General features: G+C 66.2%; 23 protein-coding genes. 20 read left to right on the forward strand and 3 right to left on the reverse strand.

Features of this window, described 5'->3' with window-relative positions:
• Positions 1 to 8: 8 nt before the first annotated feature.
• The 16 genes from ACFWAY_RS23195 to ACFWAY_RS23270 all read left to right on the forward strand — a co-directional run bounded on the left by ACFWAY_RS23195 (position 9) and on the right by ACFWAY_RS23270 (position 17,889).
• Positions 9 to 1,073, forward strand: a complete 1,065-nt coding sequence (locus ACFWAY_RS23195) for a maleylacetate reductase (protein WP_378512321.1) — start codon at positions 9 to 11, stop codon at positions 1,071 to 1,073.
• Between the two features lie 14 nt (positions 1,074 to 1,087).
• Positions 1,088 to 1,993: a dioxygenase gene (locus tag ACFWAY_RS23200; RefSeq protein WP_378512322.1), complete on the forward strand. Its 906-nt coding sequence runs from the start codon at positions 1,088 to 1,090 to the stop codon at positions 1,991 to 1,993.
• Positions 1,994 to 2,107: 114 nt separating this feature from the next.
• Positions 2,108 to 2,392 carry a hypothetical protein gene (locus ACFWAY_RS23205; protein ID WP_378512323.1) on the forward strand — a complete coding sequence of 95 codons (285 nt, stop codon included), beginning with the start codon at positions 2,108 to 2,110 and terminating at the stop codon, positions 2,390 to 2,392.
• 224 nt (positions 2,393 to 2,616) lie between these two features.
• Positions 2,617 to 3,414, forward strand: a complete 798-nt coding sequence (locus ACFWAY_RS23210) for a LamB/YcsF family protein (RefSeq protein ID WP_378512324.1) — start codon at positions 2,617 to 2,619, stop codon at positions 3,412 to 3,414.
• 4 nt (positions 3,415 to 3,418) lie between these two features.
• Positions 3,419 to 4,150: an allophanate hydrolase subunit 1 gene (locus ACFWAY_RS23215; RefSeq protein WP_378451141.1), complete on the forward strand. Its 732-nt coding sequence runs from the start codon at positions 3,419 to 3,421 to the stop codon at positions 4,148 to 4,150.
• Positions 4,147 to 5,160 carry a biotin-dependent carboxyltransferase family protein gene (locus ACFWAY_RS23220; protein WP_378512325.1) on the forward strand — a complete coding sequence of 338 codons (1,014 nt, stop codon included), beginning with the start codon at positions 4,147 to 4,149 and terminating at the stop codon, positions 5,158 to 5,160. Before ACFWAY_RS23215 ends, ACFWAY_RS23220 begins: the two co-directional genes overlap by 4 nt.
• 232 nt (positions 5,161 to 5,392) lie before the next feature.
• Positions 5,393 to 6,031, forward strand: a complete 639-nt coding sequence (locus ACFWAY_RS23225) for a hypothetical protein (protein ID WP_378451139.1) — start codon at positions 5,393 to 5,395, stop codon at positions 6,029 to 6,031.
• Between the two features lie 56 nt (positions 6,032 to 6,087).
• Complete coding sequence (locus ACFWAY_RS23230; RefSeq protein WP_378512326.1) at positions 6,088 to 7,401, forward strand: MFS transporter; 1,314 nt, start codon at positions 6,088 to 6,090, stop codon at positions 7,399 to 7,401.
• 98 nt (positions 7,402 to 7,499) lie between these two features.
• On the forward strand, positions 7,500 to 8,315 hold the full coding sequence (locus ACFWAY_RS23235; RefSeq protein ID WP_378451137.1) for an SDR family oxidoreductase: 816 nt from the start codon (positions 7,500 to 7,502) through the stop codon (positions 8,313 to 8,315).
• Positions 8,316 to 8,384: 69 nt separating this feature from the next.
• Positions 8,385 to 9,530, forward strand: a complete 1,146-nt coding sequence (locus tag ACFWAY_RS23240) for a pyridoxal phosphate-dependent aminotransferase (RefSeq protein ID WP_378512327.1) — start codon at positions 8,385 to 8,387, stop codon at positions 9,528 to 9,530.
• Between the two features lie 17 nt (positions 9,531 to 9,547).
• Entirely contained in the window at positions 9,548 to 10,189 is a 642-nt protein-coding gene (locus ACFWAY_RS23245) for a TetR/AcrR family transcriptional regulator (RefSeq protein ID WP_378512328.1), read from the forward strand.
• A 20-nt stretch (positions 10,190 to 10,209) separates the two neighbouring features.
• Positions 10,210 to 10,731, forward strand: a complete 522-nt coding sequence (locus ACFWAY_RS23250) for a gluconokinase (protein ID WP_378512345.1) — start codon at positions 10,210 to 10,212, stop codon at positions 10,729 to 10,731.
• The gene (locus tag ACFWAY_RS23255) at positions 10,728 to 11,501 is read left to right on the forward strand and encodes a glucose 1-dehydrogenase (protein ID WP_378451134.1); all 774 of its coding nucleotides are present in this window, start codon (positions 10,728 to 10,730) and stop codon (positions 11,499 to 11,501) included. The genes ACFWAY_RS23250 and ACFWAY_RS23255 overlap by 4 nt, the downstream gene beginning before the upstream one ends.
• A 41-nt stretch (positions 11,502 to 11,542) precedes the next feature.
• Positions 11,543 to 12,559 carry an L-idonate 5-dehydrogenase gene (locus ACFWAY_RS23260; protein WP_378451133.1) on the forward strand — a complete coding sequence of 339 codons (1,017 nt, stop codon included), beginning with the start codon at positions 11,543 to 11,545 and terminating at the stop codon, positions 12,557 to 12,559.
• A gap of 33 nt (positions 12,560 to 12,592) precedes the next feature.
• The gene (locus tag ACFWAY_RS23265; RefSeq protein WP_378512329.1) at positions 12,593 to 13,531 is read left to right on the forward strand and encodes a D-isomer specific 2-hydroxyacid dehydrogenase family protein; all 939 of its coding nucleotides are present in this window, start codon (positions 12,593 to 12,595) and stop codon (positions 13,529 to 13,531) included.
• A gap of 53 nt (positions 13,532 to 13,584) precedes the next feature.
• Positions 13,585 to 17,889, forward strand: a complete 4,305-nt coding sequence (locus tag ACFWAY_RS23270; RefSeq protein WP_378512330.1) for an NAD-glutamate dehydrogenase — start codon at positions 13,585 to 13,587, stop codon at positions 17,887 to 17,889.
• A gap of 372 nt (positions 17,890 to 18,261) precedes the next feature.
• On the opposite strand, the gene ACFWAY_RS23275 is transcribed toward ACFWAY_RS23270, so the two are convergent.
• Positions 18,262 to 19,533, reverse strand: coding sequence for an MFS transporter (locus tag ACFWAY_RS23275; protein ID WP_378512331.1), 1,272 nt, complete (start codon positions 19,531 to 19,533; stop codon positions 18,262 to 18,264).
• A 236-nt stretch (positions 19,534 to 19,769) separates the two neighbouring features.
• Positions 19,770 to 20,396: a TetR/AcrR family transcriptional regulator gene (locus ACFWAY_RS23280; RefSeq protein ID WP_378512332.1), complete on the reverse strand. Its 627-nt coding sequence runs from the start codon at positions 20,394 to 20,396 to the stop codon at positions 19,770 to 19,772.
• Positions 20,397 to 20,519: 123 nt separating this feature from the next.
• On the opposite strand from ACFWAY_RS23280, the gene ACFWAY_RS23285 reads away from it, so the two are divergent.
• Genes ACFWAY_RS23285 through ACFWAY_RS23295 form a run of 3 tightly spaced genes read left to right on the forward strand, consistent with a single transcriptional unit; the run spans position 20,520 to position 23,709 of the window.
• Entirely contained in the window at positions 20,520 to 22,142 is a 1,623-nt protein-coding gene (locus ACFWAY_RS23285; protein WP_378512333.1) for an AMP-binding protein, read from the forward strand.
• Positions 22,139 to 22,954 carry an enoyl-CoA hydratase/isomerase family protein gene (locus ACFWAY_RS23290; protein ID WP_378451127.1) on the forward strand — a complete coding sequence of 272 codons (816 nt, stop codon included), beginning with the start codon at positions 22,139 to 22,141 and terminating at the stop codon, positions 22,952 to 22,954. The genes ACFWAY_RS23285 and ACFWAY_RS23290 overlap by 4 nt, the downstream gene beginning before the upstream one ends.
• Entirely contained in the window at positions 22,951 to 23,709 is a 759-nt protein-coding gene (locus tag ACFWAY_RS23295) for an SDR family oxidoreductase (protein ID WP_378451126.1), read from the forward strand. The genes ACFWAY_RS23290 and ACFWAY_RS23295 overlap by 4 nt, the downstream gene beginning before the upstream one ends.
• Before the next feature lie 351 nt (positions 23,710 to 24,060).
• On the opposite strand, the gene ACFWAY_RS23300 is transcribed toward ACFWAY_RS23295, so the two are convergent.
• Complete coding sequence (locus ACFWAY_RS23300) at positions 24,061 to 25,062, reverse strand: LacI family DNA-binding transcriptional regulator (protein ID WP_378451125.1); 1,002 nt, start codon at positions 25,060 to 25,062, stop codon at positions 24,061 to 24,063.
• A gap of 139 nt (positions 25,063 to 25,201) precedes the next feature.
• On the opposite strand from ACFWAY_RS23300, the gene ACFWAY_RS23305 reads away from it, so the two are divergent.
• The gene (locus tag ACFWAY_RS23305; protein WP_378512334.1) at positions 25,202 to 26,119 is read left to right on the forward strand and encodes an alpha/beta fold hydrolase; all 918 of its coding nucleotides are present in this window, start codon (positions 25,202 to 25,204) and stop codon (positions 26,117 to 26,119) included.
• Positions 26,120 to 26,160 lie beyond the last annotated feature (41 nt).

The raw sequence follows: 26,160 nt of genomic DNA on the forward strand, positions 1-26,160 counted from the left end.
CTATCCCCATGAATCTGAATTTCGATCACGTCACCCTCGGACAGCGGGTGCTGTTCGGATCCGGACGCGCCGCCGACAACGTCGCGGCGGAAGTGGCCCGGCTCGCCGCCCGGCGCGTCATGGTCATCGCCTCACGCTCCGAAGCCGCGACCGCGGAGGCGGTCACACAGCACATCGATGTGGCCGTGTTCCACGACGACGTCGCCCCGCACGTCCCGATCGCCAAGGCCGAATCGGCCCGTGCGGTTGCGACGGACAACTCGATCGACCTGCTGGTGTGTATCGGTGGTGGCTCGACCACCGGCCTGGCCAAGGCGGTCGCCCTGACGACGGGGTTGCCGATCGTCGCGGTGCCCACCACGTACGCCGGCTCCGAGGCCACCAACGTCTGGGGCCTGACCGAGGCCGCCCGCAAAACGACCGGTGTGGACGACAAAGTGCTGCCCGTGACGGTGATCTACGACGCGCACCTGACGCTGTCGCTCCCGGTCGAGCTGTCGGTCGCGTCCGGCCTCAACGGTATGGCCCACTGCATCGACTCGATGTGGGCGCCGCGCACCGACCCGATCAACCGTGCGCTGGCCGCCGAAGGCATCCGGGCGCTCGCCGAGGGACTGCCCGCGATCAAGAACGATCCGCAGGACCTGACCGGACGTGAGCAGGCCCTGTACGGCGCCTACCTGTCCGCGGTCGCGTTCGCCTCCGCGGGATCGGGTCTGCATCACAAGATCTGCCACGTTCTCGGCGGCGCCTACGACCTGCCCCACGCCCAAACCCATGCGACGGTTTTGCCCTACGTGCTCGCCTTCAACGCCCCCGCTGCGCCCGAGGCGGAGCGGAGAATCGCCGCGGCATTCGGAACCGACGCAGCTGTCGCGGGACTCGACGCTCTACGGGAGACGCTCGACGCCCCCCGCGCCCTGAAGGACTACGGCCTCGACGAGACGCAGATTCCCGAGGCCGTCGAGTTGATCCTGCCCTTCGTCCCCGACTCGAATCCCCGCCCGGTGACCGCCACCGATCTCGAAGCTCTCCTGCGTGCAGCCCACGCAGGCGCCACCCCTGTGCTGTGAAAGGAACACCGATCATGACCACCGACACCGCTGAATCGATCAGCCCGCAGCAGCAGGCGCTCGAGGACGAACTCGTCGCCACCGTCGTCGCCTCGTTCGACGGCACCCCCGATCCGCGACTGAAGGAAGTCATGCAGTCGCTGACCCGGCACCTGCACGCATTCATCCGCGACGTGCGCCTGACGGAGGAGGAATGGAACAAGGGGATCGAATTCCTTACCGCCGTCGGACACATCACCGACGACAAGCGCCAGGAATTTGTCCTGCTCTCCGACGTGCTCGGCGCATCCATGCAGACCATCGCCGTCAACAACCAGGCACACAAGGGCGCCACCGACGCGACGGTCTTCGGTCCGTTCTTCGTCGACGACGCACCCGAGATCCCGCTGGGCGGCGATATCGCCGGTGGCGCAACGGGACAGCCGTGCTGGGTCGAAGGCACCGTCACCGACACCGACGGCAACCCTGTGGCCGGCGCCCGCATCGAGGTATGGGAGTGCGACGAAGACGGATACTACGACGTGCAATACACCGACGAACGGGTTGCCGGTCGAGCGCACTTATCCACCGATGACCAAGGGCAGTACCGATTCTGGGGACTGACACCCGTTCCCTACCCCATCCCGCACGACGGGCCGGTAGGCAAGATGCTCGAGGCCGTGGGCCGTTCTCCGGTCCGCGCGGCGCACCTGCACTTCATGGTCACCGCCGACGGTCTGCGACCCCTGGTCACACACATCTTCGTCGAAGGCGACCCGCAGATCGAGATCGGCGACAGCGTCTTCGGCGTCAAGGACTCCCTGATCAAGGAGTTTGCGGCGCAGGCGCCCGGCACACCTACCCCGGACGGCCGCAGACTCGGCGACCAGCCCTGGGCGCGAGCGCGTTTCGACATCGTCCTGGCGCCCGCAGGCGTCTGAATGCGGCGCACGGCGTCGTTGCCGGAATGTCGTGACACTGCTCGACCCGTCGTCGGCGATGCTGGACAAAGCTCACCAGCGACTCCAGCGACTCCAGCGACTCCAGCGGCTGCCATGGCGTGCTCGGGTACCTGGATCGGGCTGCTGGGGGTGCCGACTCGCGCCGACACGGTGGAGGAACTCAGCGAACTCGTGCGGAGCCGCGGCGTGGAGCCAGTGCGCTGGTATGGGGTATGGCTGTTCGTCGACTGGCTCGATTTCAGTGGAGCCCAGTTGGACCCGAACGATTCGAAGCAGGTGGAAGCGGCGGCCGCGGTCGAACTCGAAGCCGGCCGACGAGATCCCTACCGCCAACTCAATCGCGTCTTTCATCTCGTCGGACGCAGAGGTCCGAGCTGACGGGACACGCAACGGAGTGAGTTCGGAGGCGAGGGCTCGAGGTCGGCGCCCCGACGACCGACGATCACGCGGTAGCGCTGCCGCGAGCGAATTGTGCCGAGCCGTTGACACCCCACCACTAAAATGAGAACCTATTCGCATATTTGGAATCTGATACGGCTGGGCCAGCAACAACGACGTTCGGCGCAGTTCTCGGATCTCTGGACACCTTCTGAGGAGAACTCATGGCTGACAAGTCTCTGGCCCTGGTAGCGGATCTCGGCGAAAGCTTCGGCAACTACACCATCGGCGACGACGATGCGGTGCTGGATCTGGTGACCATGGCCAACGTTGCGTGCGGTTTCCACGCCGGTGACCCGCGGGTCATGGAGCGGACGGTCCGTGCCTGCATCGAGCGGGGCGTCGAGATCGGTGCCCATCCCGGATACCCTGACCTGGTCGGATTCGGCCGCCGGGCGATGGCGTGTACCGAAGACGAGATCCGCACCGACACCCTGTACCAGATGGGTGCGTTGAGCGCTTTCGTGAAGGCGCAAGGTGGCACGCTCAGCCACGTCAACCCGCACGGCCGGATGGGCAACCTCACGGTCACCGACCCGGTGCACGCCCGGGGTGTCGCGGACGCCGTCGCTGCCTTCGACCCGGAACTGATCGTCGTCACGCAGGAGGGCCTGCTCGCTGACGAAGCGCGCGCCCGGGGACTGCGGGTTGCCCTCGTCTTCCTCGCCGACCGCGGGTACGAGAACGACGGCACCCCCGTGTTGCGCACCGAGCCAGGCGCCTTGCTGCACGACGCCGACGAGGTGGCTGCCCGTACCGTGCGGATGGCGAAGGAGGGTGTCGTGCGCACTGTGCACGGCACCGACATCCCGCAGGAATGCGACCTCGTCCTGCTGCACGGCGACAACGCGGAGGCCATCGTCAACGCGAACAAGCTGCGCTCCGCGTTGGTGGCCGCCCACGTGGCCGTCAAGCCGCTGCGTGAGGTGCTGGCCGACAAAGCTCGCGCCGTCACGGTCTGATCCGATGCTGCCCTCCGCAACGCCGGCAATCACACAGATCGTCTACGGCGACGCTGCGGTCATGATCGAGGTATCGGGTTCGGATCTCGAGACCCGGCGCGCCGTCACGCGTGCGCTGCGGAAGGCGGTGCTCACCGACACGCCTCGGGGAGTCGTCGACGTGGTCGGCGGACTCGAATCGGTACTGGTGCGTTTCGACTGCGCCCAAGTGGTTCACAACGACGTCTCGCGCGATCTCGACCGCCTGATCGGGACCATCGTGCACACCGAGGGTGACGACACGGCCGCGAGACATTTTCTGGTGCCGACGGTATTCGGTGGTGAGCACGGACCCGACCTGGCGCTCGTCGCCGGTGAACTCGGCCTGACCGAAGACGAACTCGTCGACCTGTTCACGTCGGCGTCCATGACCGTCGACGTTCTCGGCTCGGGAATTGCACCCATGATGCACGGTGCCACATTCCCGGGTTCGGTGGCCCGCTGCCGGACGCCCCGCGCCAACGTCGCCGCGGGCGCTGTCATGGTGGCGGGCCACAATGCCATCATCGGTCCGGCGCCCGGGCCGAGCGGCTGGCGCATCCTCGGCCGAACTCCGCTCGCTCTGTTCGACATTCACCGTGATCCGGTCGTCCACTACGCGCCGGGAGACATATTCCGTTTCAGGGCCGTCTCCGAGTCCGAGTGGTCCATGCTGGCCGGACGTCCTCTCGAACCGGTAGGTGCCTTGACATCATGACCGCAGATGCTGAAATCATTGTCCAGCAACCGGGTTGGCTGACCACACTGCAGGACCTGGGCCGGGCCGGGTCGGAGCACCTCGGCGTGCCGGTGAGCGGGGCGTCCGACCAGTACTCCGCCGCCGCCGGCAACGTGCTCGTCGGCAATACCCGGGGCGCCACGCTGATCGAGATCATGGCCACCGAGTTCTCGGCGACCGTCACGGCCGATCTGCTGATCGCGGTCACCGGAGCGACAGCCGACGTCCGGGTGTCAGGGCACCCCGTTCCGATGTGGGCGCCACTGTGCGTCCCGGCGGGATCTCAGATCACGATCCGCAACGTGCGGAACGGTATTCGAACCTACCTGTGCGTGAACGGGGAACTGGAAACCGATCACTTTCTCGGAAGCGCCGCCCCGGATGCGCGCATGGGTTTTCCGCAACGGCTGGGAGCCGGACAGCGGGTCCGGCTTCGGACGGACTACGTCGACTTCGTTCACCCGTACGCGCAGCAGCCGTTGCTCCGGCTCCCGGTTAGGATCCCCGACCGGCGCCGCGGCGGCTGGGTCGTCGACGTGACCGACGGTCCGGAAACGGCTGCAGTCGAGGGTATTCGGGATCTTCTCGAGTCTTCCGAGTACACGGTGACCGATCGGTCGAATCACGTCGGGCTGCGATTGTCGGGTCCGGTCGCGCACCCCGAGGGTCTCGACGAGATCATCTCCCACGGGGTCCCCATCGGGGGCGTGGAGATTCCACACTCGGACGAGCTGATCATCCTCGGGCGAGCGCGGTCGCTGACCGCCGGATACCCGATCGTGGCGGTGGTGACGTCCTCGTCGATGTCGGTTCTCGGCCAGGCCGGCCCGGGGCAAAAGCTCCGAATCCGTTGGAGCAGTATGGAAGATGCGATCGCCACGTACCGCTCGCAGCAGGCGGACCTCGACGAGCTGGAGGAGGCGGTGCGGCGGGTGTTCGACGCCGTGAACCTGCCGCATCACACCCGGGTGGTCCAGCCGACCGCCTGAGGCCCACGCACCGTACCGAGGCCCTGGAGCACCGCTCCGGGGCCTCAGTGGCATGCCTGGACGCTCCCTTGTTTTGCTGGAGTTCGCACATCGGCCGCGCGCGTCACCGGATCTTTACAAACAGGTCTTGACGCGGACATAACCAAGTGTGAAGCTGCTCTCAATCGAAAAACATTTCTCACTCTGTCGGTGGTTGATCCCGCGAGTCGAGATGAACCGAAGGGAAGCCCCGATGTCTGAACTGGATGGCGCACAACTCCGCATCTCCGCCGGCTGGACCCGGCCGGCGCCGGAGCTGGTCGCAGAGTTCGCCCGATTCCAGGTCGCCAATCTCGGCGACGCGATGGAGCGCCTGGGAATCTGCGACTCCGGCATCTCCCCGATCTGGCCCGGCGCGAAGTTCGTGGGCACGGCGCTCCCCATCCTCACGACGGCGGGCGACAACGCAGCCATCATCAAGGCGCAGGAGTTCATCCAGCCCGGTGACGTGGTCATGGTCAATGGCGCGGGTGACCTCGGCCGCGCTCTCATCGGTGACAACCTCGTCCAGCGCTTCGCGGCACGTGGTGCGGCCGGTGCGGTCGTCGACGGGTGCGTCCGCGACCGCGACACCATCGAGAACCTCGGTTTTCCGGTCTTCGCGCGGGGCGTGACCCCGGCCGGACCCTTCAAGAACGGACCCGGCGTGATCGGTGAGGACGTCGCGATCGGCGGCGTCGTCTTCCATCCCGGTGACATCGTCTGCGCCGACAGCGACGGCATCATCGTCATTCCGCCCGCACGTGCCCGCGAAGTGCTCGACGCCGTTCTCGCGGTGGTCGCGCGTGAAGAGGCCCTGGACGCCGAGGTCGCTGCGGCGACCTTCAGCTGACAGATGCCCGTGTCCGCCACATCAGCGATAATCCCGGAGAAAGGGAACGCAAGGTCATGACTGTCACCAATCCACCCGCGACCGATTCCGACAACCGGAAGGTAGTCAAGAAGGTCACCATCGCCGGGGGTATCGGCTCGTTCGTCGAGTGGTACGACTACGGCATCTACGGTCTGCTCGTACCCACCGTCGCTCTCGTGTTCGCCCCGGGAAACGGCAGCTCGGGTGGCATCATGCTCACCTACGTCGGGTTCCTCATCAGTTTCCTGGTGCGGCCCTTCGGCGGTGTCATCTCGGGCTACCTCGGCGACAAGCTGGGCCGTAAGACTCTCCTCGCCTTCCTGCTGCTGATGATTTCCGGTTCCACCGCTGCCATCGGCATGATTCCGAGCTTCGAGACGATCGGCTGGGCCGCGCCGATCCTGCTCATCTGCATGCGGATGATCCAGGGCTTCTCCGCCGGCGGCGAGGCGTCGGGCGCCATGTCGTTCGTGGGCGAGTACGCCGACGACGACAAGCGTGGCCGCACCACCTGCTGGCTGCCCATGGGCTCGTTCGCGGCACTGCTGGCGGGCAGCCTGATCTCCAGCGCGATCATCCAGCTGCTGGGCCAGGACGTGCTCGAATCCTGGGCGTGGCGCATCCCGTTCCTGCTGGCAGTGCCCATGGGTCTGGTCGGCTTCTACATCCGGAACCGGCTCGAGGACACCCCGCGATTCCAGGCCCTGCGTGAGGCCAAGGTGGTCGAACGGAACCCGCTGAAGGTGGCGCTCACCTCGAAGCGGCACCTGAAGGCCATCGCCATGACCATCGCGCTTCCCGCGCTCAACGGCCCCGGCTACTACATCCTCTTCGTGTATATGCCGACCTACCTGAAGAAGGAACAGGGTTTCAGCCAGCTCCAGGGACTGCTGGTGACCGCGGTGAGCCTGGTGGCGATCCTCGTCGCGATCCCCTACGCAGCGCGGCTCTCCGACCGCATCGGGCGCAAGCCGGTGCTGCTGTACTCCGCGATCGCCATGGGCCTTGCGTCCTACCCGTGTTTCCAGATGATCTCGACGGGCAACCTCGGCACCGCGGCGCTGGCGGGAATCATTCTCGCCGCACTGTTCGCCGGACATGCCGGTGTGATCCAGGTCCAGCTCGTCGAACTCTTCCCGACCAACGTGCGCTACAGCGCGTACAGCATCGGGTTCAACATCACGACCGTCGTGTTCGGTGGCAGCGCCCCACTGGTCATGAACTGGCTCATCGGACTGACGGGCGACAAGAGCATCCCGGCGTACGCGGTGATCCTGACGGCGATCATCACCGCGCTGACGGCGCTGAAGCTCGTCGAAACCGCCGGCCGGCCCCTGCAGGACACGTAGACCCGGCGTTCGTACGACCAGGCCGGGGCGGAGACCACCGACGGTATCCGCCCCGGCCCCTCGCCGTTTCTCGGCGCACGACACGAAAGGACCCCGAAATGGGATTGCTCGACGGAAAGATTGCCCTGGTCACCGGTGCCGGAACCGGGATAGGCCGGGAATCGGCGATCAAGCTCGCGACCGAGGGCGCCACCGTCGTCCTGGTCGGCCGCCGGGAGGCGGTACTCGCCGAGGTCGCCGCCGCGATCACCGAGGCCGGCGGCGCCGCACTGGTGAAGCCGGCGCACATCGAGGACAGCGAGCAGATTCACTCGTTGATCCATTCGGTGCAGAGCGAGGCCGGTCCGATCGACATCCTGGTGAACAATGCCGGCGCGGGCGGAAGGGTGCTCAACGTCCGGTGGACGAGCGAGGACGAATGGAACGAGATCCTCGGTGTGAATCTCACCGCCGTGTATCTGCTGACTCAGGCGGTGTTGCCCAGCATGCTCGAGCGGGGCGCAGGCACGATCGTCACCGTATCCTCACTGGCCGCCGCTAATCCCAATCTGCTGGGCGGTGCGGCGTACGGCGCCGCGAAGGCCGGCGTCCGGAACTTCATGACCTACCTGCACAACACGTTCCGCAACGACGGCATCCGCGCCACCTGCATCCTGCCCGGCGAAGTGAGCACCCCGATCATGGACAACCGGGCCAACCCGCCCAGCCAGGACGTGCGCGACGCCATGGTCCAACCCGACGACGTCGCCCGCGCGGTGCACCTCGCCGCCACACTCCCGTCGCGGACGGTCATCCCCGAACTCGTCATCGCCCCGACCCGTCAGCGCGACATCTCCGGCGATCTCGAGGTCAGCCGGTGGAAGGGAGCGCCGGAAGACATCCTGAGAGCCCTTGACGCGCACCAAGACAGATGAGAAACTATTCGCATATGCGATGCAGTGCTCAATTGAGATCGTGCAGATTTCGGAAGGATCGGTAGACCTGTGATCAACTTTGCCCCCTCGGACGCGGTGATCCGGGTCGAAGAAGCCTCACTCCGGACTCAGCAGCCACAGTCCGGCGGTGACATGGTGTCCCTCGCCATGGGCGAACCCGATTTCGACACCCCGGAGCGGATCCGTCGCTCGGCAGCCGCTGCACTCGAGGCCGGCCACACCCACTACGCCGCCCAGCTCGGCGACGCCGATCTGCGCGCCGCGGTCGCGGACCAGGTGAGCGCACTCGCCGGAACGACCTTCGGGTCCGATCAGATTCTCGTCACCCACGGCGGTACGGGCGGACTCGCGGCGGCGATCCTCGCAACCGTGAACCCGGGAGACAAGGTCGTGATTCCCGACCCCACCTACTCGCTGTACGCGGATCTCGTTCATCTGGCCGGTGGCGTGTGCGTGCCGGTGGCGCTGCAGGACGACCTGCACTGGGACCTCGACTCGCTGGCCGCTGCACTCGCCGGCGCGAAGCTCTTCGTGTTCTGCAACCCCTCCAACCCCACCGGCGTCGTGCACCGCACCAAGGAACTCGAGGTACTCGGGGAGATCCTCCGGAAGTCCGACACGCTGGTGATCGCCGACGAGGCCTATAGCGAACTCGTCTACGGCAGTGAGCCTTTCACCTCGGCACTGCAGATTCCCGAGTTGGTCGAGAGAACCCTGTACTGCCAAACCTTCTCGAAGAGTTACGCCATGACCGGGTGGCGGGTGGGATACCTGGCCGGGTCGAGTGCGGTCGTCGCCGCCTGCGCCCGGGTGCACAACAGCAACAACGGTTCGGTCAACACGGCCGTCCAACGTGCCGCCCTCACCGCGCTCACCGATTGCGCCGACGACGTCGCCGCCATGCGGGAGGCCTACCGGGCGCGTCGGATCCTCATGCGTGACGCCCTGTCCCAGGTTCCCGGGCTGGAGGTGGGAGACCCCGAGGGCGCCTTCTATTTCTTCCCGAAATACTCGGCCGACGTCCCCTCCGTCGAGGTCGTGCGGATCCTCCGCGAGCACGGCGTCGCGGTCCGGCCCGGCAGCGAGTTCGGCGCTCACGGCGAAGGTCACCTGCGCCTGTCCTACGCTGCGAGTTCGGAGGCGATCACCGAAGGCGTGGCCCGGCTGGCGCGCGGGCTGGCCTCGCTGGCGTAGGAACGAGGGAGAGGATCATGACGATGGCCAAGAAGCCGATGCGCAGTGACACCGAACGGAATCGGCGCAGCCTGATCCAGGCAGCCGTCAAGTTGTCCTCCGGCAACGACGAGCCTGTCAACATGACCGAGGTCGCCAAGGCCGCCGAGGTCTCGCCGGCCACCGCGTACCGCCAGTTCAGTTCGGTCGACCACATTCTCGGCGAGTACCGGTTCGAGGTCGGTTGCCGGATGCGGGACTACGCGCGCACGCTCGACACGGTCGGACTGGAACGGCTCGAGGAGCTCTGCCGGTGCTGGGTGGGACTCGTCGTCGAGCACGGTGAGGCCATGGTCGCCACCAGGTCGCGGCACGGCTACCTGGAACGGCTGCGCGAGGACACCTACTACCTGACCGTGCAGGCGGAAGCATTGCTCGAGCCACTGCAGCAGTCGGCGCGAGAGCTCGGCATCGCCGACATCGGCGACGAGGCCCTGTTCCTCTGGAACCTCCTGTTCGACCCGCGAGAGATCTTCGACCTGCTCAACACGGTGGGCCTGTCGGCCGAGCAGGTGGGCACCCAGCTCTTCGCCGCACTGCGCGGCGCCCTGACCGGCTGGGCCGCCGCCCGCGGCGAGCAGGACCTGTCCCGGTCCTGGTCCAACGGGGTCAGAACGTGACGGCCCCGCAGATCGTCGTGATGGGGGTCGCCGGCTGCGGCAAAACCTCGGTGGCTCAGGCCATCTCCGAGATCACCGGGGCGCGGCTCGGCGAGGCCGACGAACTTCATCCCGCGTCGAACATCGACAAGATGAGCCGCGGAATCCCGCTCACGGACGACGACCGCGGGCCGTGGCTCGAGGACATCGCCCGATGGCTCGCCGCTGGCGCCGAAACCGGGATTCCCGGCGTAATTGCCTGTTCCGCGCTCAAACGGCGCTACCGGGACGTACTCCGGTCGGGTGGCGCACCGATCTTCTTCGTTCATCTGCGAGCCGACCGGGACCTCATCGCGGGACGCATGAACGCCCGCACCGACCATTTCATGCCGACGAGCCTCCTCGACTCCCAGTTCGCGATCCTCGAGCGACTGCAGCCCGGCGAAATCGGGATCGAACTCGAGGCCCTACAGACTCCCGCCGACCTGGCCCGGGCAGCACTCGACGCGAGTGGACTGCACACGGATCAGGACCGGCCGACCTTCATCGGAGGACCAGCGTGACCAGCCACCCCGCGTTCGACATCGAAAATCAGATCGCGCTCGTCACCGGATCGAGTCGAGGAATCGGCTTCGCCCTGGCAGAAGGACTCGCACAGGCCGGTGCCGTCGTCGTACTCAACGGCCGGAACTCCGACGCGCTCGAGCTGGCCCGCAAGCAGATCCACGAACGCACCGGGGCGAACGTGTTCGCCTACGCGTTCGACGTCACCGACGCGGCCCAGGTCGCCGACGCCGCGACCGCGATCGAGAAAGAAGTCGGCCCCGTCCGGATCCTGGTGAACAACACCGGCGTACAGCACCGCAGTCCGCTCCTCGAATTCAGTGAGGACGACTTCCGGCGGGTACTCGACACCAACCTCACCAGTGCGTTCCTCGTGGGACGTGAATTCGCCCGCGCGATGGTGCAACGCGGGGTCGGGAAGATCGTCAACATCTGCTCGATCCAGAGCGATCTCGCCCGGCCCGGTATCGCACCGTACGCCGCGAGCAAGGGTGGCCTGAAGATGCTGACCCGTGGAATGTGTGCGGACTGGGCACCGCACGGGCTGTGCGTGAACGCCATAGCGCCGGGCTACTTCGACACCGAACTGACCTCGGCCCTGGTCCAGGATGCCGACTTCTCCGCTTGGCTGGCGGGGCGCACCCCGGCCGGACGCTGGGGCCGCCCCGACGAGTTGGTCGGTGCCCTGCTGTTCCTGGCCTCGGGCGCATCGGATTTCGTGAACGGCCAGATTCTGTACGTCGACGGCGGTATGACCGCGGTCGTCTAGAGACCACACCGAGTTTCATCGAAGAGCGGAGCGCAGAACACATGCGGGCTTGTGTCGTACACGGAGCACACGACCTCAGGGTCGAGGACATCGACGTCCCGGCGCCCGGGCGAGGTCAGATTGCGGTGGACGTCGCCTACGGCGGCGTCTGCGGGTCCGATCTGCACTACGCCCATCGCGGCGGCGTCGGCGACTTCCTCGTCCGGGAGCCGATGGTCCTCGGACACGAGGTGGTCGGCACCGTCGCCGCACTCGGGGACGGGGTCGACGGCCCCGAGGCCGGCACACCCGTCGCCGTGCACCCCGCCACCCCGTGCGGCAAGTGCCCCGAATGCCTCGACCGCCGCGAGAACGTGTGCCGTGACACCCGGTACCTGGGAAGCGCGGCCCGCCTCCCGCACGTGCAGGGCGGCTTCGCCCAGCGAATCGTGCTGCCCGCCCATCAGATCCGTGCGCTCCCTGACGGGCTGAGCCTCGAAACCGCGGTACTGGCGGAGCCGTTGTCCGTGGCACTGCACGCCGTCGCCCGCGCAGGAGACGTCACGGGCCGCTCGGTGTTCGTCACCGGCGCAGGACCCATCGGGTGTCTCGCCGTCGCTGCCCTGCGCGCGGCGGGCGCCCGGGAGGTCATCGTGTCCGACCTCGTCCCCGAAACCCTCGCGGTAGCCAGAGCTGTCGGCGCAACCGCGGTCGTGCGGGCCGACGACCCCGACGCGGCGCCGACCGACATCGACATCGCTGTCGAAGCCTCCGGTGCGCCCGCCGCTCTCGGCGCGTGTGTCCGCGCCGTCCGCCGCGGCGGTCGTGTCGTGCAACTCGGTCTGCTCCCGCCCGGCGACGTCACCTTCCCCGGAAATCTTCTCGTCACCAAGGAGATCGAGCTCGTCGGAGCATTTCGCTTCGGCTCGGAGTTCGACGACGCACTGGCACTGCTCGCCTCCGGGCTCCCCGTCGAACCCGTTCTCACCCATCGCTTCCCGCTCGATCAGAGCGAACAAGCATTCACCGTCGCCCGCGACCGCACCCAGGCCAGCAAGGTCGTCCTCGACTTCCGCTGAACAGCCCCGGGCCCGACCCTTCGAGGGATACCCATGTCTTCATCCACTGCAACGTCCACCCCGACCGTGCATCTCGGCCCCGATCAGCCGCCGCTTCTCGTCGACGCCATCACGGCGGGCGGAGGGCAGCTGACCGGGCTGCACGACGCCGACGCCGTCGTCTGGACGGGGGCGCCGAGCGACTTCCCGACGCTGCCCACGCAAGTCCGGTGGGTGCAGTTGCCGTCGGCGGGTGTCGAATCCTGGTTCCAGTCCGGTGTCGTCGACGCAGGCAGTGATCGAGTGTGGACGTCCGCAGCAGGCGCGTACGCGGACAGTGTGGCCGAGCATGCCCTGGCACTGCTCCTTGCCGGCGTGCGGGCGCTGCCGGGTCAACTCGCGGCAACGTCTTGGGACCAGGCGGGTTTCGGGGCGCAGGTCCGGACCCTGCGCGGTTCACTCGTGGCGATCGTCGGCTGCGGTGGCATCGGGCGCGCGCTGATCCCGCTCCTGTCGGCGGTCGGTGCGCACACCCTTGCCGTGACCCGTTCCGGCAGAACGGTTCCCGGCGCCGTCGAGACTCTGCCGGCGGAGCGCACGGCCGAGGTCTGGGGTCGGGCGGATCACGTGGTGCTCGGTGCACCCGCCACGGGCCAGACCAAGTACCTGCTGGGTGCACAGGAGCTCGCGCAGATGAAGTCGACGGCCTGGGTGGTCAACATTGCCCGTGGCTCGCTGATCGACACCGATGCCCTCGTGGAGGCACTCACCGAGGGTCGGATCGGCGGCGCCGCGCTCGACGTCACCGAACCCGAACCGCTGCCCGACGGTCACCCGCTCTGGACCCTCCCGAACGCCATCATCACCCCGCATGTGGCCAACCCGCCGTCCGCGCTGGCACCTGCGTTCGCCCAGCACGTCAGCGACAACGTGTCCCGCTTCGCCCGCGGACAGGCCCTCGCCGCGGTCATCGACCCCGCCAGCGGCTACTGATCCCGTAACCCGGTTCTCCTCCCCGTCCCTCGGTCCCTGGAGCGTGATTTGCCGTGACGGCCACGACACCTTCCGATCTCTCCTCCACCGTCCCTAGCGTCGGGATCTCTCCCGGCCTCGCCTTCGCACTCGTGCGGCCGCCCCTCACGGTCCTCACGCACGCCGCGGCCTCGGCTGCCGGAACGACGGTCCTCCGGGTGGTCGCCGACGATCATCCGGACGTGCCGGCACTCGTGGCTGCGTGCGCGGTACAGGCGGGATCGGTGGTGCTCGACATCGAGTGGTCCTCGGTCGGCGTGCGCCGGGCCGAGGAAGGGGCCCTCCTGGACGCCGCTCCCGGGGCTCGCCCCGGTGAGGGTGACACCATCGCGGAAATACGGCTGACCCTCGAACTTGCCGAGACCACCGGCGATCGGCGCGTACGCGCGACCGAGCGCCTCGTCCGCGATCTCGCCGCCGACCTCACCCTGGTCGCGGACGGTGCGCAGCCGTTGCATTTCGACCACATCCGGGAGAAGGCGGTCTCGGCTCTCGATCGAGCGGGAGTCGAACGACGTGCACCCGCATACGACATCGCACTCCGGATCGTCGACGCCCTCCCCGTCGCCGATCTCCTGCTCCCCGCCGCCGACGAGGTACTCGAGTGGGTTGTGACCGCGGCCCGGGACGCGGCGGCCATCGACGTCCGCGTGCTGACCGTGCCCGCCCCGCTGCCCCACAGCACCACCTGTCTTGTTCTGGTGCCCCTGCGCCGGCTGGACCACCGGCTGGGGGCGGTGGCCACCGCCATCGTCGAACGGCAGTTCGGCGGGCGGGCAGCGATGGGTGAGCTGTCCGTTGCGGGATCGGTGTTGGCTGTGCTCCGCTTCGATGTGCGCTCCACTTCCCAGCCGGATCGGGCACCACGGACATCCTTCACCGTGGGCGGCGCGATCGAGGACGAGCTGCGTGCGACGATCAAGACCTGGGACGACTCGTTCCGAGAGGCCCTCGGCCAACATTCGGGCACCGCAACCTCGGACAGTGCGCAGCGGTACGCGGAAGCCTTGCCGGAGGCCTACAAGAAGGAGCACGGCGTCGAGCGGGCCGCGGTAGACGCGGCCACCCTCGAATCGCTTCCGCCGAACTCCTCATCCCTGTCGCTCTACCGCATTTCCGGAAGCACCCAGACGCCGTGGCGATGCACCCTCTACGTGGCGGGGCAACCGGTCACCCTGAGCCGGGTACTACCGTTGTTGCACTCCCTCGCTGTCGAGGTGGTCGACGAGCACCCCTACCCGGTTCGTCGTAGCGACGGAACACAGTGCTGGATTTACGATTTCGGTATCACATTCGACGGCGACGCCGCACGTGCCGGAGCGGGAGATGACGCGGACGACCTCACGTCCCGGTTCTCCGCCGCCTTCGCGGCGATGTGGGACGGGTGTGCCGAGATCGACGGATTCAACGCGCTCGTTCTTCGTGCAGGGCTCGATTGGCGTCAGGCCGCGATGCTGCGGGCATATGCCAGGTATCTGCGGCAGGCCGCGTTCCCCTACTCACAGGATCACATCGCTCGAGTCCTGAGCCGTCACACCGACATCGTCCGCCAGATCGTCACCCTCTTCACGATGCAGTTCGACCCCGATGCTGCGAGCGAAGCCGCCTCCGACGCGATGGCGCAACAGTTGAATGACACCATCGACGCGATCCCGGAGATCGATTCCGACCGGATCCTCCGCTCCTTTCTGCGACTGGTACGGGCCACCCTGAGAACCAATTACTTCTCCGGTGCCGCACACCAATCGACCCGCCGGGCCCTTGCGTTCAAACTTGATCCCCGGTCGATACCCGAACTACCCTCCCCACGTCCACGATTCGAGATCTTCGTGTACTCGCCGTGGGTCGAAGGGGTCCATCTGCGGTTCGGCGCCATCGCGCGCGGAGGACTGCGATGGTCCGACAGACTCGAGGACTTCCGCACCGAAATTCTTGGGCTGGTCAAGGCGCAGGCCGTCAAGAACGCGGTCATCGTGCCCGTCGGCGCGAAAGGCGGCTTCGTGGTGAAGAAGCCGCCCGTCGGTACCGGCGACCCGGACGCCGATCGCACGGCCAGGCTCGGTGAGGGAATCACATGCTATCGGGAGTTCATTGCGGGGCTGCTCGACCTGACCGACAACGTCGACCGCGAGACGGGAACCGTTCTCGCACCGGACGGAGTGGTGCGGCGCGACGGCGACGACACGTATCTCGTCGTTGCCGCTGACAAGGGAACCGCGGCCTTCTCTGACATCGCCAACGAGGTTGCCACGCAGTACGGGTTCTGGCTGGGCGATGCATTCGCATCCGGCGGATCGGCCGGCTACGACCACAAAGGCATGGGTATCACGGCGAAGGGAGCATGGAAGAGCGTCGAGCGACACTTCCGCGAACTCGGCGTCGACACCCGCACCGACGCGTTCACCGTGGTCGGGATCGGCGACATGAGCGGCGACGTGTTCGGAAACGGGATGCTCCTCTCTCCCGTTCTCCGGCTCGTGGCGGCATTCGACCATCGGCACATCTTCGTCGACCCGGACCCTGACCCCTCCAGGTCGTACGCCGAACGCGCGCGACTGTTCGATCTGCCCACCTCGTCCTGGGACGACTACGACCGCTCCATCCTCAGCGAGGGCGGGGGTATCTGGGCCCGCACGGAGAAGTCGATACCGATCGATTCCCGGATGAGAGCCGCACTTGCACTGCCGGATTCGACGAACTTGCTGTCTCCCACCGACCTGATCGCCGCGATTCTGCGGGCACCGGTCGACCTTCTCTGGAACGGTGGCATCGGGACGTACGTCAAGGCGAGCACCGAGTCCCATGCCGACGTGGGCGACAAGGCCAACGACGGTGTCCGCGTCGACGCCCGCGCCGTGCGAGCCCGCGTGATCGGCGAAGGCGGAAATCTCGGCGTGACCGCACTGGGGCGGACGGAGTATGCGCTCGCCGGCGGGAGGATCAACTCCGACGCCCTGGACAACTCGGCAGGAGTCGATTGCTCCGACCACGAGGTGAACATCAAGATCCTCCTCGACACCGCGGTGAGCGCCGGCACTCTGGACAAGGATCAGCGGAACCCGTTGCTGGCGTCGATGACCGATGACGTCGCCGCATTGGTCCTCGCCGACAACACCTCGCAGAACGAACTGCTGGGCACCACTCGCGCGGTCGCGGCGAGGTCGCTGTCCGTGCATCGGCGTCAGATCACCGCGCTCGAACGTCACCGCGGTCTCGTTCGAGCCCACGAGGCTCTACCGAGCGATGAGGATCTGGGCGTTCGCGCCGCGACCGGCACAGGGTTGGTTTCGCCGGAGTTGTCCACACTTCTCGCGCACGTCAAACTCGCGCTGAAAGAGGATCTGCTCGCAGGGCAGCTCCCCGATACCGGTGAGCTGGCGAACAGGCTCCCCCAATACTTCCCCACGCAGGTACGCGACAAGATCGCGCCCGGCACCGCACACCCTCTCGCTCGCGAGATCGTCACGACGATGGTGATCAACGAAGTCGTCGACGACGGCGGGCTCTCCTACGTCCACCGGCTCCTCGAAGACTGCGCCGCATCGACTGAAGATGCCGTGCGAGCGTTCACGATCACCGCGGATGTCTTCGATCTGCGTTCGGTGTGGGGCGAGATTCGCCGGACGGAAATGCCGACCGCCGCGTCCGACCTTCTGAAGGCCGAGTCGCGGAGGTTGCTCGGCCGGGGTTCGAGATGGTTCCTGGCGAATCGCCCCCAGCCGTTGGCCATCGGAGCTGAGATCGCGCGGTTCGCGGGTGCCGTTCGCCGGCTGACTCCGGTACTGCCCTCCTGGTTGCAGGGTGCCGATGTCGACAACGTCCGTCGCAGGGCTGCTCCGGCCATCGAGGCCGGAGCGCCGCAGGATCTCGCCCACCGGGTGTTCCGCTCGCTCGATGTGTTCTCGCTGCTCGACATCGTGGAGATCGCGGAAGTGTCGGAGAGGGATTCGACGGAGGTCGGTGCGGTGTATTGGGCGTTGAACGCGCACCTCGAGGCGGGGCGGCTCCTCACGTCCGTCACCGCGCTCGACCGAGGTGACCGTTGGCACGCACTCGCCCGACAGGCATTACGCGACGACCTGTACTCGTCGATGCGTGCACTGTGCCTCGATGTTCTCGCAAGCAGCGAGCCCGGCCAGGATCCGCAGGACAGCATCGCCGAGTGGGAGGCCGGCAATTCGGCCCGGCTCGAAAGAGCGAGGGCCACCCTGCAGAGCGTCTTCGAGAGCAATGCCTTCGACTTGGCGACACTGTCGGTCACCGCCCGTCAATTGCGCAGTATGGTGCGGACGCCGCACTCGTCGGCCGCTGCGCACTAGGGAGATTCGCCTGATGACGAAACTAGCCGCGCCGAAGTCTTTCAAGGGAGCCGCCATTCGTGGAAGCCGGAGCGAGACCACCCCATTCGGTGTGCCGCCGGACCCCCTCACGACCGAAGTCCCCCGTCACGATGACGCTACCGGTGCGATGAAAATTCGCTGAGCTCTCCGATGCCTTCCAGAGGCAAGGGTCGGTTATCGGCCACGCTCTTCATGACGAGGGTTGAGCTGATGCGCCCGACGCCGGGGGGTGGCGAGACGTTCGTCGTATCGCATCTGGAGCCGGGATTCCGGCCACAGCACGCGCTGGCCCTGATATGTGTGACGGCTCGGATCGACCGGCGTCGATCCGAGCCCTCGAAGGCGTAAGACCTAACTGTCGACCGTCGTCTTCTTCAGACCGAAGGCGACGAGCAGGACCAGGACGGCGAGGTAGCCGAAATACCACGGGCCCATGCCGTGCCCACTCAGCCAGGTGAGCAGGAGGGGTGCAGTTCCGCCGAAGATCGCTGTGGCCAGGTTGTACGGGGCACCCACTCCCATGGCCCTCATCCGACTCGGAAACTGTTCGGTCATGATCACTGCGAGCACCGAAAACATGCAGGCCGTCAACGTCAGAAGCGCCAGATCGACGACTAGGCTCTGCCACCACACGCCCGCCAGCGCGAGACTCAGAGGGACAATCGCCACCGCTCCACCGACAGCGAAAATCATTCCGAAGACTCGCCGGCCGACGCGATCCGACAGATGCCCGAAGGTCGGCAACAGGAACATGAACACCACGAGAGCAACGGTGTGGACACCGAAGGTTGTATCGGCAGGCAGTCCGATGGACTTGATCAGGTGCGTCGGCATGTACGAGACGAAGGTGTAGAACGCCGTTGCCGATCCCGACATCAGCAGGAACACTCGCAGAGTCTCACGCGGATACTCGGACAGCAGGGCCGCGAGGCCGGATCGCTTCTTCGTCGGTTCCGCGGGGTGGCCAGTGTCGAGCGTCTCTGCCATGGCCGACCGGACCCACAGACCGGCCAAACCTGCGGCGCCTCCGATCAGGAAGGGGATGCGCCAGCCCCAGTCGCTCAGCGCTTCAGTCGACATCGCCTCCGCAAGAACGAATCCGAGCAGCGTTGCCAGCACGATTCCGGCTACAACCGTCGTGTACCACAGGCTGGTGTAGAGGCCCCGACGGTTGGCCGGAGCAATCTCGTACAGGTAGGCCATGGCACCGCCGGACTCACCGCCGGCCGCGAAACCCTGGATCATGCGTGCAGCCACCAGAATGATCGGGGCAAAAACACCGATGGTTTCGTAAGTCGGCGAGATTCCGATCGCGAAGGTGGGAACAGCCATCAGCACGATCGTCAGAGTCAGTGCGCGTTTTCGCCCCCGCCGGTCGGCGTAGCTTCCAATCAGCCATCCGCCGAGAGGACGGACGAAGAATCCGACAGCAAAAACCACAAAGGTGGACAACAGAGCCGCGGTGGGGTCACTGGCAGGAAAGAACAAGGGAGAGAAGTACACAGCGAACGTGGCGTAGATGGTCAAGTCGAACCACTCGACCACATTGCCGACAGCGGCTGCTGCCAGTGGGCGCAGTCGTGTACGCGACGGATTAAACGTCGATGGTGATACTACTGTCATGACGTGCCTCTCGGTACGAATCACACTCGATAAGTACCGTGACTGTAGCCACATTCCTCTCGGAACGATAGGGGGTACGAATAATATTTCTAAAGTACCCACTCGGACATTTGCGAACCTGCTTCGCGGGAGTCATCCGTCGCTACGACATATTATTTCGTTGCAGCACAATGCCCTTCAATCAGTTGCCCGTGCTGACGCCATCCACGAACCGCCCCGGGGGGCCCTGTTCTCGCCTACTCGGTGCGCAACAGACCGTGGAGCAGAAGGTCACCGAGTTCTCCGAAGGCGTCGGCTGCGGACAGGCCGGTGCGCTCGAGCAGCACCCCGGATTGGACGGCGTCGATCGCCAGCGCCACGAGCTGGGCCGCGAACGCGGCATCGGTTGCGCGGAAGTCCCCGGCTTCGACTCCCTCGTCTATCAATTCGCGCACTCGCATCGCTGCTTGGGCGGTGTTGCGGGCATAGATCTCGGCTGTGGGCCGGTAGGAGACCATGTCTTCGTAGAAGGCCCTCGAGTTGCGCCGCATCGCCGACGCCACGCCTCCGAGGTAGGTCGTGATGCGCGTGCGTGGGTCCGACTCGGCAGCAACGGTAATTTCGATCTGCTCTGCAGCGGCGCCGAAGAAGTGTTTGGTCGCTGCGACGACGAGCTGTTCCTTCGTCGACGCCACGCTGTACAGGGTTGCCTTCGAGCACCGTAAACGCTGGGTGAGGTCGTCGACGGTGACCGACGTGAACCCTTCGGTCAGGAAGATCTCCTCGATCCGCGCCAGCAACTCGTCCCGACGGGCGGTGTCGACGCGTCGACGGCGGGGGGTGTTCATCGCCGCGCGGTTCGGCGTCGCTCCTGCACGTGCCATGCGGTCGAGTGTTTCACAAACGGACGGACCTCCTCGAATCCATGGGTCTTCCCTTCCCCCGCGACGGTGGGTACATTATTGGGTACTTTCTAGTAATCTAACGTACCCAACAAGGAGTTGTCTGTGTCCGCCGAAATCGACGCGCGATTGCGCGAGATCCTGTCCTCGTATTCCGGTGAGGCCGCGAACGTGGCGTGGCTGCTGTGCGATCGGCATCCACCGCTGTCCGTGGCCCTGACCGTCGTCGACGAGGACGTGTCGACCACCCGATACACCTACGGCGACCTCGCCGACTCGTCGCGCCGATTCGCGCAGGTACTCGCCGATCGGGGGATTGGACGGGGCGATCGGGTTGCCACGCTGATGGGTAAGAGCGCCGATCTGGTCACCGTGCTGCTCGGCATCTGGCGGGTCGGCGCGGTGTACGTTCCGCTCTTCACCGCATTCGCCGAGGATGCGGTGACCTCCCGTCTGACGAATGCCGAGACCAAGCTGGTTGTCGTCGACGCCGCGCACCGGTCCAAGGTCGTCACCAACGCCGCGTGGGATGTCCTGGTGGCTGGCGGCGACGAAGACAGCCTGACCGCGGCACTGGCATCGATGAACACCGATACACCCCCGCCCGTTGCGGTCGGTGGCACTAGCCCCTTGGTGCACATGTTCACCTCGGGTACCACCGGAACTCCGAAAGGCGTGGTCCACCCGGTTGGCTACATTGCCGGATGGCACAGCTACCTCGAATTCGCGCTCGGCGTCACCGACGACAGCGTGTTCTGGTGCGCGGCGGACCCGGGCTGGGCCTACGGGCTCTACACCGCAATCGTCGCGCCGCTGGCAGCCGGTGTTCCGACCATCCTGGCCCGCGGTGGTTTCTCCGCTGCCTCCACCTGGTCGGTGCTCTCCCGCCTGGGGGTGACTGACTACGCCGCGGCGCCAACCGTGTACCGGGGCCTGCGCTCCGAAAGTGGAGCTCGCCCCGACGATTTGGCCCTGCGCCGCCTTTCGAGCGCCGGGGAGCCTCTGACACCGGAGGTCAACGGTTGGGCCGAAACTGAACTCGGCTTGCTCGTCCACGATCACTACGGGCAAACCGAACTGGGGATGCCCGCCGGTTTCCCACATCACCCCGACTTCGCGGTACCAATGATCCCCGGGGCAATGGGCGTGGCGCTGCCCGGGTGGGAACTCACCGTCCTCGCCGATGACCACGACGAGCCCGCGGCCACCGGCACGATCGGGCGCCTGGCCGTCGTCGTCACCGGCAGCCCGATGATGATGTTCACCGAATACGCGGGCGGACGCGGCGATGCGGGCCGATTCACCGCCGACAGGGCCTATTTTCTCACCGGTGACACCGCCCGCATCGACAGTGACGGGCTGCTCCGGTTCTCCTCCCGCGACGATGACGTCATCATCATGGCCGGTTACCGCATCGGCCCCTTCGACGTCGAATCCGTGCTCGCCCAGCACCCGCAGGTCCGCGAATGCGCCGTGGTCGCCGCACCCGACCAGGTACGCGGCGAAGTGATCGAGGCCTTCGTCGTCCGGGGAGCCAATTCCACCGCCGACGACGAGCTGGTCCACGAGTTGCAGCAGTGGGTGAAAACGAAATACGCCGCCCACGCCTATCCCCGCCGGGTGCACTTCGTCGACACCCTCCCCAAGACCGCCAGCGGAAAGATCCAGCGCGCCCAGCTCCGTCAACAGCGCCGTGTCGAACTGTCTCGTCAGGAAGCCCACTCATGACCGACAAACCCGCTATGCCGCTGGACGTGACCCATATCGGCGCCACCCGGATCCTCACCCTCAACCGGCCGGACCGGCGAAACGCTCTGAACGACACGCTGGTCGCGGCACTCGACACCGCGCTGTCCGACGCCGAGGATGACCGCGACACCCGAGCGGTCCTCCTCACTGGTGCCGGGAAGAGCTTCTGTGCCGGAGCCGACCTGCAATATTTCCTGCAGCTACACGCCGCCGGCCGGACTCCCCTGGAATTCCTCCGGGACGTCTCAGCCCTCGCCACCCGGCTGGAGACGAGCCCGCTACCCGTCGTCGCAGCGATCCATGGGCACGCCGTCGCCGGCGGACTGGAACTCGCGCTCGCCTGCGACGTCGTCATCTCGACCCCGACAGCACGGATCGGCGACGGTCACGTCCGCAACAACCTCCTCCCCGCCGGCGGCGCCAGCGTGCGCCTGCCCCGCAAGGTCGGCGACTCCATGGCCCGCTGGATGGCCCTGACCGGTGAGTTGGTCACCGCCGCCGATCTGAAGCACACGGGATGGCTGCACGCGATCGTCGTCGAGCACGAGTTGCTCAACGCCGCCCTGACGGCCGCGGACACACTCGCCGCGCACGCGGGCGCAGCCCAGTCCGCTTACAAGCAACTACTCGCGGAGTCCAACGAACTTGACGAAAAGCAAAGCCTCGCACGTGAACTCGACACCTTCGACGTCCACTGGAAGGCCAGTGACGTTCCCACCGCTCTGAACGACTTCCTGCAGGGCAGGACGACCACCACGAATTCCCCTCGACTCGAATCAGGAACACGATGAATCGCTACACCGACCAGGTAGTACTGATCACCGGCGCCGGACAAGGACTCGGTGCCGCGATGGCCGACCGCTTCGCCTCCGAAGGTGCCACCGTCGCCATCGCCGAAATCAACGACGCCACAGGACAGGCGCTGGCCGCAGAGCTGTCCTCCCGATACGGGCGTCCCGTCACCAGCCACCCCGTCGACGTTGCCTCAGACACCGACGTCCAGGACTGGGTCGACACGATCGTCCGTACCCACGGACGCATTGATGCCCTGGTCAACAACGCCGGGATCATCCGCGACAATCGGATCGAGAAGATGAGTGTCGACGACTGGCACGCCGTCATCGACGTGTCGCTGACCGGATCGTTTCTCTGCGCCCAAGCTGTCCTGCCACACATGCGTGCCCGCGCCTACGGGCGAATCGTCTCATTCAGCTCCATGAGCTGGCGCGGAAACTTCGGACAGGCAAACTACGTCGCCGCGAAGGCCGGCATCGTCGGACTCACCCGCACCATCGCGCTAGAAGCCGCCCTCGACGGCATCACCGCCAACGCCATCGCACCTGGACTCATCGAAACCCCCATGCTCGCCTCCATGAACGCTCCCGCCCGCGACAAACTCGTCTCCAAGGTCCCACAGCGGCGAACCGGCAACCCGAACGACATCGCCGAGGCTGCTGCCTACCTGTGCTCCCCCGCCGCCGGCTACGTCAGCGGCATCGTCCTCGACGTCGACGGCGGCCTCGGCATCGGATCATCCATCCGCTGATTCGGAGCGACAGCGCCCAAACTCGAGCGCCTGCGCCGAAGACGCATGCGGCGGCCTCGTTGGACTCGCAGTACTCGAAGGCGATGCCCCGTTCGCGGACATCGGACGGGTGCTCTTTTGAGCCGTTCCGGGGAGGTGATGCTGTTCGGCGTTGCGGCAGCTATGTCCGGGCTGACGAGGCGTCCCTCGCGAGCGAGACCCCTGTAGTTCGCCGCCGGAACAGTCGTAGTCGCTGGCTCGGGACCTGCGGCGTCGTCCCAGGACCGCACAAAACGGCAGCTTTCGGACGAGTTCGCGCATCGCATCGTCGTAGGTACCCGGTCACCCCGTAGTGGGATGGTCGGAGGCAGATCAGGTTTCGCTGGCTCGGACTGCCGACGTCGTGGCACGAGGAACGAGCGTTGGCGTCAACGTGATGACTTGTGTTTTGGCGTCTTCGTCGCTGAGCCGGGCCTGCAGGAGTTTGCTAGCGATCTCACCAGCCTGAGCACGCGGATAGTCGACAGTGGTCAGCGATACGAAACCCGATCGCGCAACCGTGGTGTTGTCGAATCCCGCCACGGAAAGCTGCGAGGGAACGTCCACACCGACGGCTCGCGCCCCGGAAAGTACGCCGAGGGCGGACAGGTCATTCGCCGCGAAAATTGCAGTCGGCCGGGGGTGGTTGCCGTAAAGCTGTTCGAAGCCGGCTCGACCGGCTTCTTCGGTATATTCACCTGGGCAAATCTGGATGTGTTGTTCTAGCCCGTGAGTGCGCATGGTGTCGGCGTACGCGCGGCGTCGGGTGGCGGCTCCGGCGCCTTTACCGCCATCCACGTGCGCGATTCGCTGGTGGCCGAGGGAAATGAGGTGTTCGGTCACCAGTCGTGCGCCGAGCCGGTCGTCGATGACCACCGAGTCCAGACCACGAATGCGGCGGCCGATCACTACGGTGGGAACTACTCGGCCGTACTTTTCGATTTCAGGGGCCGGCATCTGGGTGCCGACCAGCACGACGGCATCTACCCGGTGCGCGAGGAAGGACTCCACCGCGGCTCTCTCCCGCGTGACGTCCCGGAATCCGGACGCCAGAATCAATTGTTCGGGTCGGTCTTCCGTGCCGTCTGCCAGGCCGTCCAGAATTTCCGCGAACAACGGGTTGTGCAGGTCTGAGATCAGAACGCCCACCGTGCCGGAGTGCGCGCTGGCCAGGCGCCGGGCATTGAGGTTGGGCCGGTAACCGAGTTCCTCCGCGGCGGCAAGAACACGCTCTCGGCTGCGGGCCGCGACCCTCGAAGAGTTCCGCAGCGCCAAACTTACGAGCGCTCGGGAGACGCCGGCGCGCGCGGCGACGTCGTCCAGGGTGACGGGCAATGAAACCTCCTGGAATAAGGATGTGGGGTTGACGAAAAATGTGAAGCGCTTCACACTATAGCGAATTAGAGCGCTTCAACACAGCTCAGGCCGCTGACGAGCACCTCAACGCGGCGACAGGCACAGGAGGAGACCCAGAATGCCCTACGCCAATATCGGCCCAATCGAACTCTGCTACGAAATCACCGGCCCCGAAGACGGTGAGCCGCTGCTGCTGATCCACGGCCTTGGTGCGCAGCTGGTCGCCTGGTACCCCGGCTTCTGCCGCGCCCTGGAGGACGAGGGTTTCAGGGTGATTCGGTTCGACAACCGGGATGTGGGACTGTCGTCGAAGCTCAATGACACACCCGACTATCACCTACAGGACATGACCTCCGATGTGGAGGGGTTGCTGGTCACGTTGGGGCTCGACGCGGTGCACGTCGTCGGCCAGTCGATGGGGGGCATGATTGCCCAGCAACTTGCGATCGCGCATCCTGAGCGCGTGCGGAGCCTCTGTTCGATCTACTCCGCTCCCAGCACGGAGTTTCTGACCCAGGAACTCCAGGCAGTCCTGCAACGACCGCCAATACTCGATCGTGAGGGGACGATCCGCCAGTGGATCGAAACGGAACGGCTATCCGGTCTCGACGGGTTCGACGAGAGCCGAATCTACGACTTCGCCGCCGCGATCTACGATCGCAGCTACTGCCCGGCGGGATTCGAGCGGCAGTCACGAGCGTTGCTGACGGCACCCGACCAGCGGCCTGGTCTGGCGCAACTGACCATCCCGATGGCGGTGATCCACGGCAGGGATGACCGCCTGATCAGTTACCGGGGCGGTATCGCGACGGCAATGGCGGTCCCCGGTGCCGAACTCCACCTCTACGCCGGGATGGGCCATCAGGTCACGCCTCACCTGTGGAGCGACTACGTGCGCGTCATCACCCGAAACATCGAACGGGCCGAACCCGATCGTACCGAAATCCCAACTGCCGCAATGCCATATCCGACATCGGGCGACCGCGGTGACGCATCGCCCGTGCGAACATCTGCCGTGCTGGCCGAGGCGATCTAGCAGCGAAGGCACGGATGGCACGACGTCGTACCCGCACATCT

Source organism: Rhodococcus sp. NPDC059968 (assembly GCF_042738615.1).
Taxonomy (GTDB): domain Bacteria; phylum Actinomycetota; class Actinomycetes; order Mycobacteriales; family Mycobacteriaceae; genus Rhodococcus_F.